This window comes from Planococcus sp. FY231025, assembly GCF_052078085.1.
Classification (GTDB): Bacteria; Bacillota; Bacilli; order Bacillales_A; family Planococcaceae; genus Planococcus.
In genome coordinates, this window is record NZ_JBQJJG010000005.1 from 483,053 (window position 1) to 501,900 (window position 18,848).

An 18,848-nucleotide genomic window follows, 5' to 3' on the forward strand; every position below is an offset into this window, starting at 1 on the left:
TTAACGATATCAAAGCCTGAAAAGAAACGATAGGAATGAGCGAAGAAAATGGCGAAACTGTATATTTTAGGCACAGACACGAAAATTGAAATTGAAGTATTGAAAAGATGCTTTCCTGAAGCCATCGGATCATGGGAAGGGGATTGGGTGAAGACCGCAATTAGGGTCCAAATTCCCGGTTTTTCTGCTGATTTCCATGCTGATTTAAGAACAGACGAATTTAGAGAGTTTCGCAATCAATTAGTTTCCATGAATAAAAACTTAGAGGGAACTGCCACATTGATTTCAATCGAGAATGTGATCCAAGCCAATGCAATGATGAATCCGCAAGGAGGAATTTTTTGGAACGTGACCATCCGTTATCCAGTTAGTAGCGGAGCTGTCCTTGATTTTGAATTTGGTTCAGATCAGAGTTATCTAGATCAATTAATCAAGGAGCTGGAAGAGGTACTGGTTGAGTTCCCTGTTCTCGAACGCCAGGATGATATTAAAAGCCGTTTGAATAGTATTTATCGAAAAATACGCGGTTCTGAAAAATAATAAAGAGTATAGAGGAGGGAAATTCATGCTCTCTAACTTCGCAGTGGAATAAATGCCCGACGGGAATAATTCAACATTAAAAAGTCAAAGCAATGAAAAGCGCAAAGCGTCCCAAAAGTTCGAGAGCAGCAAAGAGAAAAGTATATCAATAAGGAGAGAGGAAGAAATGTCGAAAAAGAATAAGAAAAAAAAGAAGAAAATGAAGAAGGAAAAAGAGGTATATGAAGATTTTGATCCGCATTTTTCAAAAAATGCAAAAATGGAAATCAAAGTTAATAGAGACGGAGTTTCATTTGTCGGAAATGCGGAAGGGTACTTGTCACTCTCGAGGTTCTTCACCTATCTGGCAGAGGTCCATACGTCAATTAGAGAGGAGTCTCCACAACCGGAAGAAACAAATACTGTACGAGGATATGGAGCTTACCATTTCAGGGACTACGTGACTGAAGAAAAAATTCAGCAAGGGGATTACATCTTCAGGCCCGGACCCATTAGCAATTTAGAATCCGAAGATCATGAACAAGACGTGTTATTTTGGTTATCAGATGTAACGGGTCCTGATTTTTGGCTGGAAGATGAAGACGTCAAGGAAAAAGAAAAGAAATAGAATATAAACGTTAAGTTTGAACGGAAGGACAATCACTTCAAGAGCTGCCACTTCCGCTGCTCAAGTATTTCTATTCAAAGATGTCGCTCTTTTTTTTATTTGAATTTTAGTATTATGGTCCGCTGAAGACGAATACCTTCAGACAAAACACTGAATTTTGATCGATCTCATTTTTTAAAAATAGAATAGAAGATTAAATTCAGGTTTAATGCGGTTAGCGTATATGAAGCTATAAAAGTGGAAGGTGACGATATGAGGCGTTAAAAAAAGTTTTTCCATAAAATGTTCTTTGAAAAATACGATCAATTTGCAGAGCAATTGGGTTACCCGGATTGGAACATTGCTTTTGATAATACTTTTGTTATTTTTGAAATGGAAGGGGATACTTGGTACTCAGCGACGCAGCTTCCTGATAAGAAATGGGCGGTATGGAATGACGGCGAGGCAGAACCGCCTTATGCTTTTGAAGTGTTTTCGTCTTGGGAGGAAGCCATTAAAATACTTCGGAAATTGTTTGAGGAAAGTGGATTGCCGGAAGAATAATGGCGGCCAGAAGGATTTGATGAAGGAAAAGATTCTTTTCTGAAAGAACCTGATAGAGCGAAAATGCTGTAGCTCATAAAAAAATGATTGTAGCTTGCTAGTAATTAAATTGCGTGCTAATCAAAGGAAAAATAGAAAATGGTGAATAATAATGTTAATAGATATTGGTGCAGAGGGTATCTGGGAGATTTTGAAGTCAATGCTTGGGAGAATAAGATATAGTTTTCTTTCGAAAGATCAGAAAATCGAATTTAATTTAAGCCAACTTCAAAAAAAGTATTGGTTTGAACAACTTGTTTCAGAGTATCCATCAGTTGATAAACTTATTAAAAATGATAGCGAACTAAAAGTATATTTAACTTCTACAAGGAAACTGAAAAAAGTGTTACATAATTCAGAAGAACGTAAAAAATTTAAGGAAATGATTAATCAAAAGTTATAATAAATAATAATGATCAGTCGAAAAAAGAACTTATCTATGCGATGTTATAGCTGGGAACTTTAAAGAAACAAGTTTATAAAAGATGGCTTCTTAATAGTTGCTTAAATTAAAAGAGAGTGAAGATGCTGCACCAAGCGCATCTTCACTCTCTTTTTACAGGAAACTATGCTCTTATAACCTAAAGCCTATATATTAATTTCTTAGCCATTTAACTTTGGATTTAACACAGTTTTCTATAAAGGAATATTCAAACAATTTATGTTATAATTGGTTTTATTTGGTATATTGAGTATAAGGTATATAGGTCCGTTAATGGAGGTTAGTCATGAAAAATATAATTAAAGGGTTATGCATAGTCGTCTTAATAGGTGGGTTAGCAGCATGCAGCACCATACCGGCAGATACGATGAATCCGGTTGCGAAGAACCAGGTACAGAATGAAGATTCACCAGAGCAAGCACTGGGCGGCAAAAAAGAACATAACGAGAAAGAAACGACCAAATCTGCAGAAAATGCTGCAGGCGGGATAGCGCTTGAGATTCCAGGGAGAGAAGATTTGAAAACCCTTGAGTCTGAAACGGATCTTATTCTTGTAGTGGATATGGCAAGCGATTTCGAAGTTGTCAGAACGCCGATTTCCGGCGAGAAGTCGGTTTATATGATAGATCATGAATACCAAGTAACGATACAAGAAATACCCAAAAGCCCGGAACACATGCAGCTTCAAGCGGGTGATACGATTAACTTGGTTGTGCCCGTTGGGATGCAGCAGCGATTAAAGGGAGAGGAAGCGGGCGAAATCATTCCGCTATTTGATGCCTTTCCAGAATTCAACGAAGGAGAATACCTTCTCTTTTTGGCGCAATTTCCAAACGATTCTCCACATGCCAAAAAGTTCGCTCCCAGCAATATGAATCATATCTACAGAAGAGCCGGCGATGAATATCAGAACATCGTCTCTGATTCCATTCCGGTAATCAAAAAAGATGCTTCTTTTTAACAATGTGAACAGCAAATGAGTTATAGGGCTGCTCGTAAAGGAGCGGTTAGAAATCGATTTATAAAAGGTGGCGCTAATGATGAAAAAGATCCTCATAGTACCCGGCATGCTGGTTTTGCTGGCTGCATGCGGTACGGAAGAACCTCCAGCCTCGAATGAACAAGTCGAAGGGCCGGCAGCAAGCAGCGAGAAAGACGGAAAAGCGGCAAACGGCCGGGAGATTCTCATCACGCTCGAGCAGACCGCAGACCCAGTAAAGCGGAACGAAGCGGCTGCAGCTGTGAAGGAATCGCGCGACTTTAAAGAAGGGGTTATGGACGAACCGACGGAAGAGCTTGCAGAGGACATGGCGGTTCAGCAAATCGAGGCTCGAGCAGTCTACGAAGCAGTGGAAACAGTATATGGAAAAGATCTGGAGTTCGATAAAGTCGGTGACATTTTCCTTGAAAATCAAACATCGGGCGCAAAGGAGCCAGGCATCTGGGTGGGCATCAAGATGCCTGACGAACGAGTGGATGAACTCGCCGGCATCTTGCAGAAGCAGGTCGACGCCGGTGAAATACTGGCAGCACCAATTCATATTTATAGGATTCCTCATACGCGTACAGATTTGAACGACTTGATGTATCAGGCGGCAAAGAAATTGAAACCGATGGCTGCAGCCCACTCGAATCCCGACTCCGTTTCGTATTCCATTTCGGCGGATACCATCACGGGCGCAATCGAAATCGGGCATAATTTCCTGACCGAAAACCAGATCAAAGAACTGAAACAGGCATTTCCAGATAGGGAAGTGATGATCGAACAAGAAGGCAAGATGGTTCCGCTTGAAGGCGAACCGACCGTCAAATATTCTGACTCTCTTGTGACATCAGAACCTTCTGAAGCAGGCTCTTATATTGTAAGCCTGGAGGAGGGACGCTTCCTTGCGGTTGAAGCTGCACCTAAAGACTTTGGTGGCAGCGGAGGGCAACATAAATACTATTCAGCGATTCATTTTGCATTCAAAGATGCCAAGAAGCTGCTGGAAGTCGGCCAGCGAGTCGAAGTTGAGGCGGCTGGCAGCATTCAAGAGTCTTATCCGGGCCAAGGGCGGGCAGTGTTCGTGGAAGTTCTGCCGCCGTATCAGCCGGAAGGCGCCGATTTGACGGAAGCGGAAGCAGTGAAGCTGGCACTTGAAGGCCTTGATTCCAAACAGTTTAACTTTCCAGCTATCCGATCCGTCACTTATAATGGCGAACAGGATAGATGGACTGTGGAGATTGTAGCAGATGATCAGGAAACCGAAAAAACAGTCGAAGACAAATAAAGGTGACGTGAATGATTTTTTTCGATACAGGAAATGTTAAAGTAAAAACAAACAACAGCACGACAAGAAAAATAGAAATGAGAGGGATGTGGTGCAGTGATAACCGAACCAACTTTTCCGAATACGATCCAAACCGTCGAGGAGCTGCTGGAACTCACGGGGAAGCCCAGTGAACTGGTGAATAATAAAGTCATTTCCTACTTGGATGAACATTGCAGAGCCTTTATCTCAAAATCACCGTTCCTGATGATATCGACTGCTGACGGGTCCGGGTTTTGCGACGTCTCGCCGCGGGGCGATGCGGCCGGTTTTGTCTATGTGATGAACGATCGGCAGTTGATCATTCCGGAACGGCCTGGCAACAAGCGGATGGATTCCCTGCAGAATATCCTGTCGAATCCGAATATCGGTTTGCTGTTTCTGATTCCAGGGCTTGGGGAAACATTGCGCATCAACGGCAAAGCCAGCGTGGTGCGGGACGTGGAATTGTTGGAGAAGATGGCCGTGAACGGCAAACGGCCGCTCCTTGGCATCGGCGTGGATGTGGAGGAATGCTTTATTCATTGCGCAAAGGCGTTCCGGCGGTCGGAATTGTGGAACCCGGAGACATGGATGGACCAGGAGGAACTGCCAAAAGGGGCGAAGATCTTGGCGGCCCATGCAAAGCTGCCGAATGTGGATGAAGCCACAGTGGGCAAACTCCTGGAGAAGAGCTACCGGGAAAAACTGTATTAAGCACATGTGGTACGATATCCATAAAAAGATGCAGAAAGGGAATGACAGAAATGCAGGAAATCACTCGTAAGGAAGAAAGCGAGCTGCCGGTATTCCGGACCCATGAAGAAGCGATCCGCTTCTTTGAAGAGAAATACGGAGAGAGATTCGTCTTTGAAGAGTCTTCCGATGGAGAAGAAGGAATCCGCTTCTTTTACCGGTTGATTATCGATGAGGAAGCTTATATAAAAGGTTCAGCGGACTTGAATTCTACCGGTTATATCGGGCTGGAATTCAAGAAAAGCTATCAGCCGATTCAAATCAAAGAGAACGGAAGCGTACATATCCTTCGTTCAGCAGACAGGGAGTCATATTGAAAATCCAGATTATCGGCGGCTCAGGAACCGGTAAAAGCACTTTGGCACAGTTTATTAGCGAAAAGGAAAACGTTAAATGGATTGATACAGACGAATATCTTTGGAAGGATACTTCTTTCACTGAACTTTATCCGATAGAAAAGCGCAGGGAAATGTATCAGCGGGATATGGAATTATACGATGAGTACATTGTCTCAGGTTCAGTTTTTTCGTGGTGTCCGAATGGGTTCCATGACAGGGATCTACTGGTTTTTCTTACCTTGGATGAGAGTGTTCGAATGCAAAGACTTCGTTTAAGGGAAACGGAGCGGAACAGTCCTGTCCGGCCAGATGAAAACGGGGAAATGACCAACGACTTCCTGGAATGGTGCAAGACCTATCTAACAGCAGGAGATAAGAATTCGATCGGAACTTATGCAGAACATATGCATCAAATGGAAATTTCAACGAGCCCGGTAATAAAGCTCGACAGTTCATTTCCGGTTGAAGTCCTGTACGCTGAAATCTTGAAGTTCTACAAGGAAAAGGTAAAGTGTAGTAATAAGATTGAATAGATTGTCTGTGAAAGTTTTTGAAACTATACAGAATAAGATCTAAGTTCACGAATTCAAATCTTCTATCTTTCTTGTACATTTTCCCGGCAATAAACAAGTAGCACGCTCAAATAAAAATGGAAATGCAGCTATACCAAGAACTTACTAGCGTGCTTGACATGTTTGCAAAACCTGCTAAGATAAAAAACAATTACATAAGCAACAAAAGAAAAGTTGAATGATGATCGAGTAGGCTCATTGCGCGCAGCAAGCAGAGACTGGATGTTAGGTGGAAGTCCAGGCAGCAATCGAGGTGAATTACACCATCTGTATTTTCGACGGTCAATGAAGTGGAGATTCCTGCGGATAGCGGAATGTCAAATTGGGTGGTAACGCCGAGAAAACCTTCGTCCCTTTGTTAAGGGATGCTTGGTTTTCTTTTTTTTTTGCGTTTATTTATAGATAGAAGAATGTAGGAGGAATCGGAAATGTTTGGAATCAAAGCAGTAATTACACCAAGTTTTAAAGAAGCAGTGGCATTGGTCGCAATTGTGGTTGCGGTCATCAGTGTCAGCATCATCAGGTTTGAAGCCCCTCCGCATTTGCCGATTTTGGTATCGATCTTATTATTGATTTGCTACGGGCTAGCGAAGAAAGTGACGTACCGCGAACTTGAACGCGGTTTGATGGAAGGTGCAGGAGCGGGGATGAGTGCGGTTTTCCTGTTCTTCTTCATTGGCATTCTAATCAGCAGCTGGATGATGAGCGGAACCATTCCGACATTGATCTACGCAGGTTTTACGCTAGTCACGCCGTTATTCTTTTACGCCATCGTCTTTATCATCACCTCGATCATCGGGATTTCCATCGGCAGTTCGCTGACAACGGTTGCGACCGTCGGAGTGGCGTTCATCGGCATTGCCGGCGCACTGGATCTATCCTTAGCGGTTACGGCAGGTGCCATCGTCTCGGGCGCATTTTTCGGGGATAAAATGTCGCCGCTATCGGACACGACCAATCTGGCTTCTTCGATTGTGGGCGTCGATTTGTTTGAACACATCCGCAACATGGGTTGGACGACCGTACCGGCATTCATTTTGACACTGATTCTCTTCGGGTTCATGTCGCCTTCCATTACGCTGGAAAACACTTCGGATATTGCGGTCTTTAAAGAAGGGCTGCTCGAAACCGGATCCATCCATTGGTACACCATGATCCCATTGATCGTCTTGATCATTTTGACGCTTGTGAAGACGCCAGCACAAATGACACTCGCGGCAAGTTCAATTGCTGCCATACTCCTTTCTTTACTGCACCAAAGCTATAGCATAACCGAAGTGCTCAGCATTCTGTTCGGCGGCTATGTTTCATCGACCGGCATTGAGGAAATCGATGCGCTTCTTTCACGAGGCGGCATGGAAAGCATGTTCTTTACAATCGGGCTGGTGCTGTTGGCTCTCAGCATGGGCGGCTTGCTGTTCAAGCTGGGAATCGTTCAATGCCTGCTCATGAAAATCGAGAGCTTGTTGAAAAAGGCATCTTCTTTGATTGCCGCTTCTGCTTTGACCGCGATCGGCATTAACATCCTGATCGGGGAACAATACCTATCGATTTTGCTGACCGGACAAGCTTTTCAAGGGCAGTATGAAAAGCTGGGGCTGCACGGAAAGAACTTGAGCCGCGTCATGGAAGACGCTGGGACAGTGGTCAATCCGTTGGTTCCATGGAGTGTCTGCGGCATCTTCATCACCTCGGTATTGGGTGTGTCCACTTTGGAATACTTGCCGTTCGCTTTCTTTTGTTTATTGTCGCCGCTGCTGACAGTCCTATTCGGCATGAGCGGAAAAACGTTGACCTACGTAAACAAAGCTTAACGGCTTGGCATAGGAGCGGCATGGATCAGCTCTTTAGCCGGTATTGATCCAGCCACTCTTTCAGAAGGGAATTAAAGCGCTGCGCATTCTGCACCGGCCAATCGTGCTGCGCTCCAGGTATGATCTTTCCAGCAGCATTCGGGAGGATCTGCGGCACAACTTCCACCGATTCCCGGATGCGGGCCGATTCCTTTTCGCCTGCTGCAATAAAACAGGGCGCTGTGATCACCTTATAAGAAGCATCCAGATGAAACCGCATTATTTCGTTCCAAATAGCTTCATAGGTCACAGGAGTAAGCAGCTGATAATTCGAGATGAAATCTGCGGTTTTATGCCGGGGCAACCGGAAATGCCTTTCAGCTAAGTCTTCGAGGTACCGCTCATTCCGGAGCCCCCGCTGAACCCATCGAGACTGGAGCTTTAGCAAAAAACGATACGGGATGGGTTTGACAGTGATGCCAGTAATCCATATGCTGAGGACGTTTTCAGGGTAGTGCTTCGCCAGTTCCAATGCGACATGGCCGCCCAATGAGATCCCAACCAAATGGACCCTGCGGCCATGGATCACGTGCCGGGCAATCCCTTTGGCGGTATCCGCTAAACTGACCCATGGGGTCGAAACACTTTTCCCGTGCCCCGGCAGATCCACCAGGATCGTTTGATGATCCTGAAAGGCCGCTTCCTGTTGCCACCACATCCAACGGCTGGCCCCCAACCCGTGGATGAAGAGAATCGGATCGCTTCCTCTGATCTCGGTTTCCTGGAAATCGATCATGCGCAGCCCTCCCATTGAATATAGATCCGTTGCAAAAAGCACTGATTCCCGATTGGGAACCAGTGCTTTTTCTACATCACGCCAACTTCTTCCGTCTTGAGGTCGGTGATAAACATATGGCCCGGCGCATGGGTGATCATAAGCGGCGGTTTGACATGGGCTGCGACCGCTTGCGGAGTAACGCCGCATGCCCAGAAAACAGGAACTTCGCCTTCTTTGACTGTGACGCTGTCGCCGTAATCCGGCTGGTCGAGATCGGCAATGCCGATACCGGCGGGATGTCCGATATGGAGCGGCGCACCGTGGACCGTCGGAAAGCGGCTCGTCACCTGGACCGCGCGCACGACATCCTTCTCTGCTATAGGGCGCATGCTGACGACCGTCGGGCCTTCGAAGCGGCCGGCTTTCACAGCCAGAATCGAGGTCTTGTACATCGGCACGTTGCGGCCTTCCTCGTTATGGCGCATCGGAATGCCGTTTTTCACAAGGGCCTCTTCAAATGTGAAGCTGCAGCCGATCAGAAACGCGACCATATCGTCTTGCCAGAATTCGGTGATATCCGTCGGTGTCTCCGTCAATTCGCCATGGCGGTAAACGTGGTAGCGGGGGAGATCGCTGCGAAGATCTGCGGAAGGCGCAGATTGTACCGGAGTGAATGAACCGGGATCCGTGACATCAATCAGCGGACAGGATTTCGGGTTGCGTTGGCAGAACAGCAGAAAATCAAACGCCATGTCCTTCGGAAGGATGACAAGGTTCGCTTGCAGAAAGCCGTTTGCCAAGCTGGATGTCGGTTTGTCCCATGCCCCTGCACGGATTGCCTGCCGGATTTCGCTCGGGGTTGAATTGGCCAAATCGTTCATTGCACTCATCTCCTATTTTAAAGATTTCCGAAAAAGACCAGGGAATGGATATGATTGTTATGAGTCTAAACTTCAAGGTATTTTTACAGAATATACTGATATTTTATCATTTTCGATAGATAACGCAAGGCAAGCTCCTTTTAGGAAGCTTTGGAAAACTGGCCATGTGAAAATTTATATTGGAACTTTTTATCGGATTGATGTCTGAATATAACAAATACTCCGTGTGATTCAACTATTTATATGGTAGATTCAAATTGAATTACAATTGGCAGATTGGAAGCCAAAACCAAGATGCTTTGGGAAATTGAAAATAACATGCGAATCCGTCATGAAAACAAGAATTCCGGTGTCTTTATTAAGAAGGGCTTTTGAAAGGAGGATGGAGCGATGGAGGTGAAGGCGGGGTTGTCTGAGAACAACAACAATTCGTCAAACGAAGAATCGTTTCAGCTTTTATTTCAGCAACATTATCCGCTTGTCGTCCGAAAAATTCTGGTCATCGTGAAAGAACAATCCATCGCAGAAGACATTGCGCAGGAAGTGTTCGTCAAATTATACCGGACGGACCGGAATGCGATAATCAATTTGCCGGCCTGGCTGACAAAAGTGGCGGTCACTACCGCCTATAATTACATTCGGACCGAAAAGCGCCATCGTGCCCGTAACGACAAACAGAAAATGTTCGGCAACAAGGCCGCAAGTTCTGTCGAAGACAAGTATATGGAACATGAAGACATTGATGAAGTCCAGAAAAGCTTGATGAAACTTTCGGAACGGGACCGCGAACTTCTCATCATGAAGTTTTCAGGATATAGCTATGAAGAAATCGGCCGCCACATCGGGATCGAAATAGGATCCGTCGGCACGCTATTAGCCCGGGCGAAACAACGGTTCAAGCAATCATATATGGAAGGAAGGGGCGAGGACCAATGACCTGCCAGGATAAAGGGACGCTGCAAGCTTATTTGGACGGGGAGGTCAGCCGTGAACAGAAAAAAGGGATCATGAAGCATCTGGAGAGCTGCCCATCCTGCCGGGAAAGCATTGAAGAATTGCAAAATCTGCAGTTTTTCTGTGAAGGCGTTTTAGAAGCGAAGGATGCATCCGTTGACACAGAAGCGGCATGGGTGCAATTCAGCAACAAGCTGCAAATGAACGGAACACTAATTCCAACAAGGGATGAAGAACTGAGAACAACGAAGGGGTGGAGAACATTGAAGACAAAAACCAAACGGTTCCTTTTGTCTTGTGCAGCAGCAGCCGCTTTGATCAGCACACTTGCCTTCCCGCAAGTCCGGGGGGAAGCGGAACAATTCCTTTCTTTATTCCGCGTCAACGAATTTGAGGTCGTGACATTGACGCAGAATGATCTGCGGGAAATCGAAGACTGGGTGAATGAGAATGGAGACGGCTCGTTGGACCTGAAAGGGATCGGCAAGATGGATATGTCCAAGGCAGCTGAAGAAGCCGCGCACTTTGGCACTGCCCAAAGTGCAGCAGCTGCAGGCTACAGCGTGCCAGATTTCGGAGCGTATGGAGTTGAAGGGGTGGAGGTAGTTCCCGCCTCCACCATGACGTTTACGCTGGATGTAGAAAAAGCGAATCAGATGCTGAACCAGCTAGGTTCTGACCAGCAATTTGAATCCCTTCTGGACGGAAAGCCGTTTACCGTATCGACATTTGAAGCCGTCCGCACGGACTACAGCATGGACGGGCAACACGTCTCCTATATGCACACGAAATCTCCGGAAATTAACGTTCCTGACGGCGTGTCGATCGAGCAATTGAGAGCCACGCTGCTGTCGCTTCCGTTTCTGCCTGAGAACGTGAAAACGCAGCTTGCCGGCATTGAAAATATCGAATCGACGTTGCCGATTCCTTATGCGGCGACAGAAGGTTCCGAGATGACTGAAGTGATGGTAGGCGGAGCCGAAGGGTTTGCAGTGGAAAGCAACGAACATTCCTATCTTGTCTGGCAGGAAAACGGCGAAATCCACACGATTTTCGCTGAAGGCAAAATGGCAGCAGACGCGCTGCATGATTTGGGAGAACGCGTTCAATAAATGAGATAAATAAGTTAGACTAATATTCAAGAGCTTATCCAGCGAAAGCCATGGCCAAATCGGCCGAAGCGGTATTTCAAGTAATTTATTCGATTCAACCCATAAATACAAAAAGTTCAGAGTGGTCCATTTGCACTCTGGACTTTTCTTAATCCCTATGGAGGAGGAAGAGGATGGACGTTATCCAGACCCGTTCGCTAACGAAAACGTACGATGGAAAGGGCGGCATTTCAGATGTGACGTTGTCTATCGGAGAAGGCATTGTGTATGGTTTCTTAGGGCCGAATGGCTCTGGGAAAAGCACATTTGTCCGGACGCTTCTCGGCTTGCTGCAGCCGACAAGCGGAGAAGGCTTTATCCTCGGTGAACCGATCGGGACAGTGAAGTCCCGGGAACAGGTCGGCTATCTTCCGGAGCTGTTCCGCTATCCGGATTGGCTAACCGGCAGGCAGCTGCTCGAAAGCCATGCAGAATTATGCAGAATCCCGGTCCGGCAGCGAACCAAACGGATCGATGAAGTGATCGAGCTTGTCGGCATGACAGGAAGAGAAATGGGCCGGATCAGCGGGTTTTCCAAAGGGATGTCGCAGCGGATCGGCCTTGCTTGCGCAATTTTGAATGACCCGAAAGTGATTTTCCTGGATGAACCCACTTCCGCGCTGGACCCGATTGGCCGCAAAGACGTCCGGGATCTCATGGCCTATCTACGGGATCAGGGGAAAACCCTTTTTTTGAACAGTCATTTATTGCATGAAGTGGAGTCTCTTTGCGACGAAGTGTCCATCGTCCATCAGGGAGAGATAATGGTCCAAGGCCCATGGCGTGAGTTGATGAGGGCGGAACCACAGGTGGAGATTGTGCTAGAGGGTTCTAATGCTGCGCCGTTTCCTCCATATGTCATCCAGTACCAAAAAATCAAACTGGAAGGCGGGCGGACGCGGTGGCTGGTTCAGCTCGAGGACGAAAAGGATATCCCGAGAATTGTCCATTTCCTTTCTTCCAAACAAATCGGCGTCCATGAAGTCAAACCGGTCACTCCGCATCTTGAGGATGTATTTATGCATTGGGTGAACCAGAAAAAGGAGAGCGCTTATGTGGACAATCAGTAAACTGACCGTCAAGGAAGTCATTTCAAAGCGTATTTTCCTGATTACAATCATTATGACGCTCATTTTTCTGGCGCTATATGCCACAGCGATTTACTTCGCCGGAAGAGAAGGCGCAGAAGAATTAGAGGATATCGGCCAAGGCACACAAGCCTTTATGATGCAGCAGTTTGTCGCATCACAGCTTTTGGGAGTCGGCCTTTATTTTTCGTCATTCATCACGGCTTTGCTTGCCATTATGTCCAGCGTCAGTGCGATTTCAGGAGAAGTGTCCAGCCATCAAATCGATACATGGCTGATGCGGCCGATTTCAAGGACCCAATTTGTGCTGGGCAAATTTTTCGGCTTGGCTTTTCTCATGATTGCCTATGCAGCCGGTTTATTTTTCAGCATTGTCCTGCTCCACCAAGGCATCGGAGCCGACTGGATGGACCTGGACATCCAGCCCCTGCAGCTGATTGGGGCGGTCAGCGTGTTTGCCGTCCAGCCATTTGTCTTGGTCGCGTTCGGCATCTTGCTGAGCACCCGGATGACCACATTGAATGCAGGAATTGTGGCCATTATCTTATACGGGGCGGCGTTTATCGGAGGCTTTATCGAACAATTCGGCGCGTTAGTCGAAAAAGCGAGCCTCGTCAACATCGGGATCGTCATGAGCCTTGTTTTCCCCATCGACTCCATGTACCGGAAAATGACGGTGCTGTTATTTGATACGTCAGATGATCCCCTCTCTTTTGCACAAGGCGGCATGTTCACAAGTGTCTCCACACCTGGAAATGTGATGGTTTGGTATGCGGTGCTCTATGGTGTAGCGGCGGTGATTTTGGCTATCTACAGTTTTGCAAAACGGGATGTGTGAATTTGGAGATACGGCTGTAGTTTGTATTGCTTCGGTTGGAGGGCTTATGCAAAAACATGTCTTTTCCTTTCAAATTGCCCTGTAAATATAAAGGGACATTAAATCAAACAAATTGACATATCGAATTAAATCGATATAAGATAGATCCATGGAAAATTTAAATGTATTAGATGTTTTCAAAGCATTGTCAAATGAAACCCGCTTGAATATTTTGAAATGGCTCAGAGAACCAGAGAAGAATTTCCCAGCGCAGCAAGCGCATTTGCCCAAGGAGGTAAGCATTGAAGGCGGCGTATGTGTCGGGGATATTCAAGAAAAGGTGAACCTTTCCCAGTCCACCGTTTCCCATTACTTGTCGCTCATGCAAAAAGCAGGCTTGCTCGAAGCGGTGCGGTACGGGCAATGGACGTATTACAGGCGGAATGAAGAGACATTGGCAAAAATCGCGCAGTTTATCAATGAAGAAATTTGAGGCAGCCCTCTGCCTTTTTTTGATTTATCATATCGATATTTTTAGATATATCTATATTCAAAATGCTAGCTTGAGATAGGGATGGAAGAATTCATTCGTATGTACAAGGCAATCCAAATTAGGAGTGAATTTTTTCATGGATAAAGTTTTCGAAAAAGATGCATTAACCACCAAACAGAAAGTATTGGCTTTTACGCTGACGCTTTTGACATTTGTTATGGGGACGAGTGAATTCGTGATCGTCGGCCTGTTAACCGAAGTTTCGGCCGATTTGAACATCAGCCTTGCTGTTGCAGGAACATTGGTATCCGGCTTCGCTATCGCTTATGCCATCGGAACGCCGGTATTGACGGCGTATGTCAGCCGGTTCCCCAAATACCCTTTGATGCTGGCGTTGATATCCATATTCATCGTCGGCAATATCATCAGTGCCTTATCCGGCTCTTATGAGGTGTTGATCTTTTCTAGAGTCATTACAGCGGTGGTCAGCGGCGTATTGGTTGCGCTGTCGATGAGCATTGCCAGCGACATCATGCCGGAAAGCAAGAAAGGGCCGATCATTGCGCTGATTTTCGCCGGCTTCACGATTTCAAATGTCATCGGTGTTCCTATAGGGACACTCATCGGGCAGCTCGGCAACTGGCAGCTGACTTTCTGGTTTACCACGTTATTAGGGATAATCAGTTTAGTGATGAGCATCTTTATCCTGCCAAGAAAATTGAAGGTGCAAAAAGCGTCGGCCAAGGAACAGCTCCAATTGCTGGCAAATCCACGGATGATTCTGGCGTTCTTTATCCCGACATTTTCAATTGCCGGAACTTATACGGTTTATACGTACATCACCCCGATATTAGAGGACGGGCTCGGAATCCCGACTAGCTATGTGAGTGCCATACTGCTTGCCTACGGCGCGTTTTCCATCCTGAGCAATGTCTTGGCAGGGAAAATCGCCAGCCGCAACGGTGTCAGCAAGCTGCGCTATGTATTTATTGTCCAGGCTGTAATTTTAGGGTCGCTGTATTTCACAATGGAATCCACTTTGGCCGGACTGGCCAGCCTGATGTTGATGGCAGTGATGATCTATGCCATGAACGCGACAATTCAATTGTATTTGATGAACTTGGCGACTGTGTACTTCCCGGCCGCCAAGGATTTCGCTTCTTCCTTAACGCCGGTTGCAGTCAATATCGGCATTGCGTTGGGTGCAACTCTTGGAGGCTATGTGGTTGCCAATGGAGGATACGAACATCTTTCATGGGTTAGCGGCATTAGCGCGTTGATCGCCTCTGGACTGGGCTTCATCAGTTACCGGATGGATGCTGCAGAAAACTTGACGGATTCTGAAGCAAGCAGCGGAGTAAAGGCATAATTTCAGCAGACACCTTGCACTGTGCAAGGTGTTTTTTATGTTTATCAATAAATAAAAAGAGTTATGATTTGATTGCTTGAGCAAAATTTAAAGGAATAAATTAAAACGAGAAACTTATTATATGTAGGAATGGGCAATCTAGAAAGCTGCCTATATTTTTAATGCACATCGAAAGAGAAAAGCTTCTTATGAAGCATCTTCTCTTTTTTAGTTCTCTAAAACTCGTTAACGAGTAACTAGCATACAAAATTAGCTAGCGTTCTTTTGGTTTGCTAAGTATATTGAAAGAATAGAAGATTACCTTGGTTTTATTCAACAAACTAAAAGTGCAGTTCAATTAAGTTTCAGGCTATATAGAAGGGAGGAATTTGAATGGGTGGCACAAAAGTGATGGCCTGCTTTAGCATAGTTGGCGACTGGTTTCCGCTTGAACGGATCACGGAGGAACTTGGGCTTGAACCTACAGAAACCTTTGTCAAAGGCGACCTCATCGGAAAAAGCGGACCCGCTTCCTACAAGACAAGAAAGAGAGTAGAAACCGACTGGACATTAAGTACGGGTTTTCAACAATCTGATGATATCAACGATCAGCTTACGCCGCTGCTCAACTCTTTAGCAGGCAAACAAACAAGTTTGATCAAACTGAAAAAGGAGTTGGGTTACCTTTTAGCTGCCTCTATTTAACCGAAGTATTTCTACAAGTTTCACTATGTCATATGGGATATTGTGGTAATATTAGGCGTAAAAGGAGTGGTTCGCTTGAAAAGATTCCCTATTAAGCTGATATTTATCGCCATGCTCATCGTGTCTATTGCATCGCCTATCTCAGCGGCATCGTTTCCGGATGTAGGTGATACCAACCGGTTCCAAAAAGAAATTCAATTCTTGCTGGATGAGGAGATCATAACCGGCTTTGCAAACGGTAAGTTCTATCCGAAAAGTTCAGTTTCACGTGGACAAGCAGCTATCATGATCGCAAAGGCGTTGGATTATCCGGGTGAATCACAAAAAACGCCGTTCAGTGATGTCGATGCTTCTTCCAAGTCGAGCGGGTTTATTGCGGCACTGGCAAGAGAAGGCATCATCAGCGGTTATCCTGACGGCACGTTCAGGCCCGATAATGCTGTGACGCGGGCGGAAATGGCGCTGTTTTTGGACCGGGCGTTCGACATGGGGTATGAAGGGGAGCCGGAGTATTTTCTTGATGTCCATGAAGGCATGAAAGCGTATGAAGCCATCCGCCAGCTGTCCGCTTCGGGCGTGGCTGCGGGATATGGGAAAAACGAATTCCGTCCAGCGCTAACGCTCACAAGAGAACAATTTGCGGCATTCCTGGCAAGGTCGCTGAATCCAGCTGAATTTGCAGTAGGCTTGAAAGAAGTGGAAGTGGCTTTCCTGGATGTCGGCCATGGAGACGCGATTTATGTTGAGTATCCGGACGGGAAAGCGATGCTCATTGACGCGGGTCCGAGCGCTGAACAAATCAGCAAGGCGCTCGATGAAATCGGAGCGAAGAGAATCGACACGTTGATTGTCACGCATCCAGATCCTGAACACATGGGCGGAGCGGCGTGGGTCATTGAAAATAAGGGAATTGAAAAGGTCTTTGAAAGCGGGCTGACCACGGATTCAGACCTATTCATCGATTTCCAGGACGCTCTCCAAGCGAACGAAATTGTTGCTGAGACTGTGGAGGTAGCAGATGATTTGTCTTCGGACCCGTCGGTGGCACTCGAAGTTTTATACGTTGATCCGGACGCAGAGGAATTGGATGACGGCGGGATGGTGCTCAATTTGACAAGCGACTCCTGGGAATTTCTCCTTGCCGGGGATGCAACGCCAAAAGTTCAGCAGAATCTCATCGACAATCATGACTTGGAAGCGAAAATCCTGAAAGTGCCTCATCACGGGGATGAACAGTATTACACCTATCCATTTGTGGACGAAGTGGACCCGCGGATGTCGATCCTGTCTTACGGAGAAAATGCGGGAGGGCTTCCGGACGAATCAGTCGTAAAGGACCTGCGGGCAGGCGGTTCGGATATTTATGATACGCAAGTACAAGGAAATATCATCTTTGTCATCACGGAAGAATACATGAGGTCGAATGTGCAATACCATCTGTTCGGATATGGTCAGCTTATACCGGATATCCGGTTCACCAAAAAAGACTTGCTAAATGAAGTCGTGACATTGACGAATCACGACCGTGTGAATGCAGACATGACAGGCTTTAAGCTCGTCAGCGTCAACGGAAACGAAGTTTACAAGTTTCCTTCCGGGTTCATTCTCCGCTCCGGCCAAAGCGTGAATATTACTTCCGGACCGGATGCGATTCATAATCCGCCGCAGAGCTTGAAGTGGACAACCGCTTCTGTCTGGAATGACAGCGGAGATCCTGCGAAATTGTATGAGCCAGGCGACTTTTTGCTGGTGGAAACGAAATGATGCTTGATGGCAAACAGTAAAACACGTTAATAGGTTTTCTGAAGGAGGACAATGTAAGTTGCATTTTCCGTTTAAAATTTCATGGTGTCCGGTATGCTCTCAGGGCTGGGTGGAGATTGTAAAAGACCCAACAAGGAACGAATTGTTTGTGATGTGTGATGAATGCGAAACCGAATGGCGCCACCCTCTCGATGCAATCAGCAAGAAAGAAGGTATACGGAGAGAGCACAATCGTGTTGCTGCACCTTCTCAAGATGAGGTCGAGCGAGCGGACTGGGCGAAGTTTATCGTAGAGAATTAAAAAAGCAACATTTTAGCAGTTTAACTGAGTTCGAGAAAAGAAAATTAAAATAAACCAGTTCATCTTTGATATTCCAAGGATGAACTGGTTTTTAAGTTAGATTAATCTATGCAGCTTCACAAAATCTCAACGCGTATACCCTGATTCAGAAAGAAGCTGATAACGGATTTCCTTGGAACAAACGAAGGAATGGTGAATTTTCTTTGGTCACCATTCTCCAGATGGAAATGGAGAGTCCCGTTATCGGTTTTATTTGTATGCAACGTGGATTTCGTTTTCAGCTCGATTTTCTCGATGCTGGTGGAAGCGATATCGAAATTGCTTTTCTTCGCTAATAATTGCTGCGGATCTTCACTGAATTGACGGTCGATCAAAGTGTTTATGTCGTCTTTTCTTTTATTCAAATAGAGCTTTCTCAACACCATCATGAAAAGACCAAGGACAAGCGGAGCTTCATCATCACTTGTTTCATCGTAAAATTGCCCGCCCACTTTGACGAATAATAGGGATGGGTCAGTGGAATAGACTTTGTAGTATTTATCCGGTGTTAAAATACTCGGTTCTAGCAAATGGATCGCTTGAGGCATTTCTTTCTCCTTATCGAACTCTTCGAGTTTGAAGTAAGTTCTAATTATTTTATTAACAGTATG

General features: G+C 45.9%; 21 protein-coding genes. 18 read left to right on the forward strand and 3 right to left on the reverse strand.

Features of this window, described 5'->3' with window-relative positions; translation table 11 throughout:
* Positions 1–48 precede the first annotated feature (48 nt).
* The 10 genes from ACTL32_RS08765 (at position 49) to nhaC (ending at position 7,939) form a co-directional block, all read left to right on the forward strand.
* Complete coding sequence (locus ACTL32_RS08765; RefSeq protein ID WP_441341079.1) at positions 49–540, forward strand: WapI family immunity protein; 492 nt, start codon at positions 49–51, stop codon at positions 538–540.
* Between the two features lie 166 nt (positions 541–706).
* Positions 707–1,147 (forward strand): hypothetical protein, encoded by a 441-nt coding sequence (locus ACTL32_RS08770; protein ID WP_441341080.1) that lies wholly within the window; start codon positions 707–709, stop codon positions 1,145–1,147.
* A 282-nt stretch (positions 1,148–1,429) separates the two neighbouring features.
* A complete protein-coding gene (locus ACTL32_RS08775; RefSeq protein WP_441341081.1) occupies positions 1,430–1,690 on the forward strand; it encodes a hypothetical protein in 261 nt (86 codons plus the stop codon).
* A 151-nt stretch (positions 1,691–1,841) separates the two neighbouring features.
* Positions 1,842–2,132, forward strand: a complete 291-nt coding sequence (locus tag ACTL32_RS08780; protein WP_441341082.1) for a hypothetical protein — start codon at positions 1,842–1,844, stop codon at positions 2,130–2,132.
* Positions 2,133–2,457: 325 nt separating this feature from the next.
* Complete coding sequence (locus ACTL32_RS08785) at positions 2,458–3,132, forward strand: hypothetical protein (protein WP_441341083.1); 675 nt, start codon at positions 2,458–2,460, stop codon at positions 3,130–3,132.
* A 76-nt stretch (positions 3,133–3,208) separates the two neighbouring features.
* Positions 3,209–4,441, forward strand: coding sequence for a DUF3221 domain-containing protein (locus tag ACTL32_RS08790; protein ID WP_441341084.1), 1,233 nt, complete (start codon positions 3,209–3,211; stop codon positions 4,439–4,441).
* Between the two features lie 96 nt (positions 4,442–4,537).
* A complete protein-coding gene (locus ACTL32_RS08795) occupies positions 4,538–5,176 on the forward strand; it encodes a pyridoxamine 5'-phosphate oxidase family protein (RefSeq protein WP_441341085.1) in 639 nt (212 codons plus the stop codon).
* 41 nt (positions 5,177–5,217) lie between these two features.
* Positions 5,218–5,532, forward strand: coding sequence for a hypothetical protein (locus tag ACTL32_RS08800; protein ID WP_441341086.1), 315 nt, complete (start codon positions 5,218–5,220; stop codon positions 5,530–5,532).
* Positions 5,529–6,086: an AAA family ATPase gene (locus ACTL32_RS08805; RefSeq protein ID WP_441341087.1), complete on the forward strand. Its 558-nt coding sequence runs from the start codon at positions 5,529–5,531 to the stop codon at positions 6,084–6,086. Before ACTL32_RS08800 ends, ACTL32_RS08805 begins: the two co-directional genes overlap by 4 nt.
* Positions 6,087–6,553: 467 nt before the next feature.
* Positions 6,554–7,939: a Na+/H+ antiporter NhaC gene (nhaC, locus tag ACTL32_RS08810; protein ID WP_441341088.1), complete on the forward strand. Its 1,386-nt coding sequence runs from the start codon at positions 6,554–6,556 to the stop codon at positions 7,937–7,939.
* A gap of 25 nt (positions 7,940–7,964) precedes the next feature.
* Here the strand turns inward: nhaC and ACTL32_RS08815 are convergent, their stop codons facing one another.
* Positions 7,965–8,714: an alpha/beta fold hydrolase gene (locus ACTL32_RS08815; protein WP_441341089.1), complete on the reverse strand. Its 750-nt coding sequence runs from the start codon at positions 8,712–8,714 to the stop codon at positions 7,965–7,967.
* 71 nt (positions 8,715–8,785) lie between these two features.
* Positions 8,786–9,577 (reverse strand): putative hydro-lyase, encoded by a 792-nt coding sequence (locus ACTL32_RS08820; RefSeq protein ID WP_441341090.1) that lies wholly within the window; start codon positions 9,575–9,577, stop codon positions 8,786–8,788.
* A 390-nt stretch (positions 9,578–9,967) separates the two neighbouring features.
* On the opposite strand from ACTL32_RS08820, the gene ACTL32_RS08825 reads away from it, so the two are divergent.
* The 8 genes from ACTL32_RS08825 to ACTL32_RS08860 all read left to right on the forward strand — a co-directional run bounded on the left by ACTL32_RS08825 (position 9,968) and on the right by ACTL32_RS08860 (position 17,897).
* Entirely contained in the window at positions 9,968–10,513 is a 546-nt protein-coding gene (locus ACTL32_RS08825) for an RNA polymerase sigma factor SigX (RefSeq protein ID WP_441341091.1), read from the forward strand.
* Positions 10,510–11,643: an anti-sigma factor family protein gene (locus ACTL32_RS08830; protein WP_441341092.1), complete on the forward strand. Its 1,134-nt coding sequence runs from the start codon at positions 10,510–10,512 to the stop codon at positions 11,641–11,643. Before ACTL32_RS08825 ends, ACTL32_RS08830 begins: the two co-directional genes overlap by 4 nt.
* Before the next feature lie 173 nt (positions 11,644–11,816).
* On the forward strand, positions 11,817–12,752 hold the full coding sequence (locus tag ACTL32_RS08835; RefSeq protein WP_441341093.1) for an ATP-binding cassette domain-containing protein: 936 nt from the start codon (positions 11,817–11,819) through the stop codon (positions 12,750–12,752).
* Entirely contained in the window at positions 12,736–13,608 is an 873-nt protein-coding gene (locus tag ACTL32_RS08840; RefSeq protein ID WP_441341094.1) for an ABC transporter permease subunit, read from the forward strand. The genes ACTL32_RS08835 and ACTL32_RS08840 overlap by 17 nt, the downstream gene beginning before the upstream one ends.
* A gap of 148 nt (positions 13,609–13,756) precedes the next feature.
* A complete protein-coding gene (locus ACTL32_RS08845; protein WP_441341095.1) occupies positions 13,757–14,080 on the forward strand; it encodes an ArsR/SmtB family transcription factor in 324 nt (107 codons plus the stop codon).
* Positions 14,081–14,216: 136 nt separating this feature from the next.
* Complete coding sequence (locus tag ACTL32_RS08850) at positions 14,217–15,449, forward strand: MFS transporter (protein ID WP_441341096.1); 1,233 nt, start codon at positions 14,217–14,219, stop codon at positions 15,447–15,449.
* A 372-nt stretch (positions 15,450–15,821) separates the two neighbouring features.
* Positions 15,822–16,133, forward strand: coding sequence for a DUF4279 domain-containing protein (locus ACTL32_RS08855; RefSeq protein ID WP_441341097.1), 312 nt, complete (start codon positions 15,822–15,824; stop codon positions 16,131–16,133).
* Between the two features lie 75 nt (positions 16,134–16,208).
* Entirely contained in the window at positions 16,209–17,897 is a 1,689-nt protein-coding gene (locus ACTL32_RS08860) for an S-layer homology domain-containing protein (RefSeq protein ID WP_441341098.1), read from the forward strand.
* 417 nt (positions 17,898–18,314) lie between these two features.
* Here the strand turns inward: ACTL32_RS08860 and ACTL32_RS08865 are convergent, their stop codons facing one another.
* Positions 18,315–18,785, reverse strand: coding sequence for a hypothetical protein (locus tag ACTL32_RS08865; protein ID WP_441341099.1), 471 nt, complete (start codon positions 18,783–18,785; stop codon positions 18,315–18,317).
* Between the last annotated feature and the right edge of the window lie 63 nt (positions 18,786–18,848).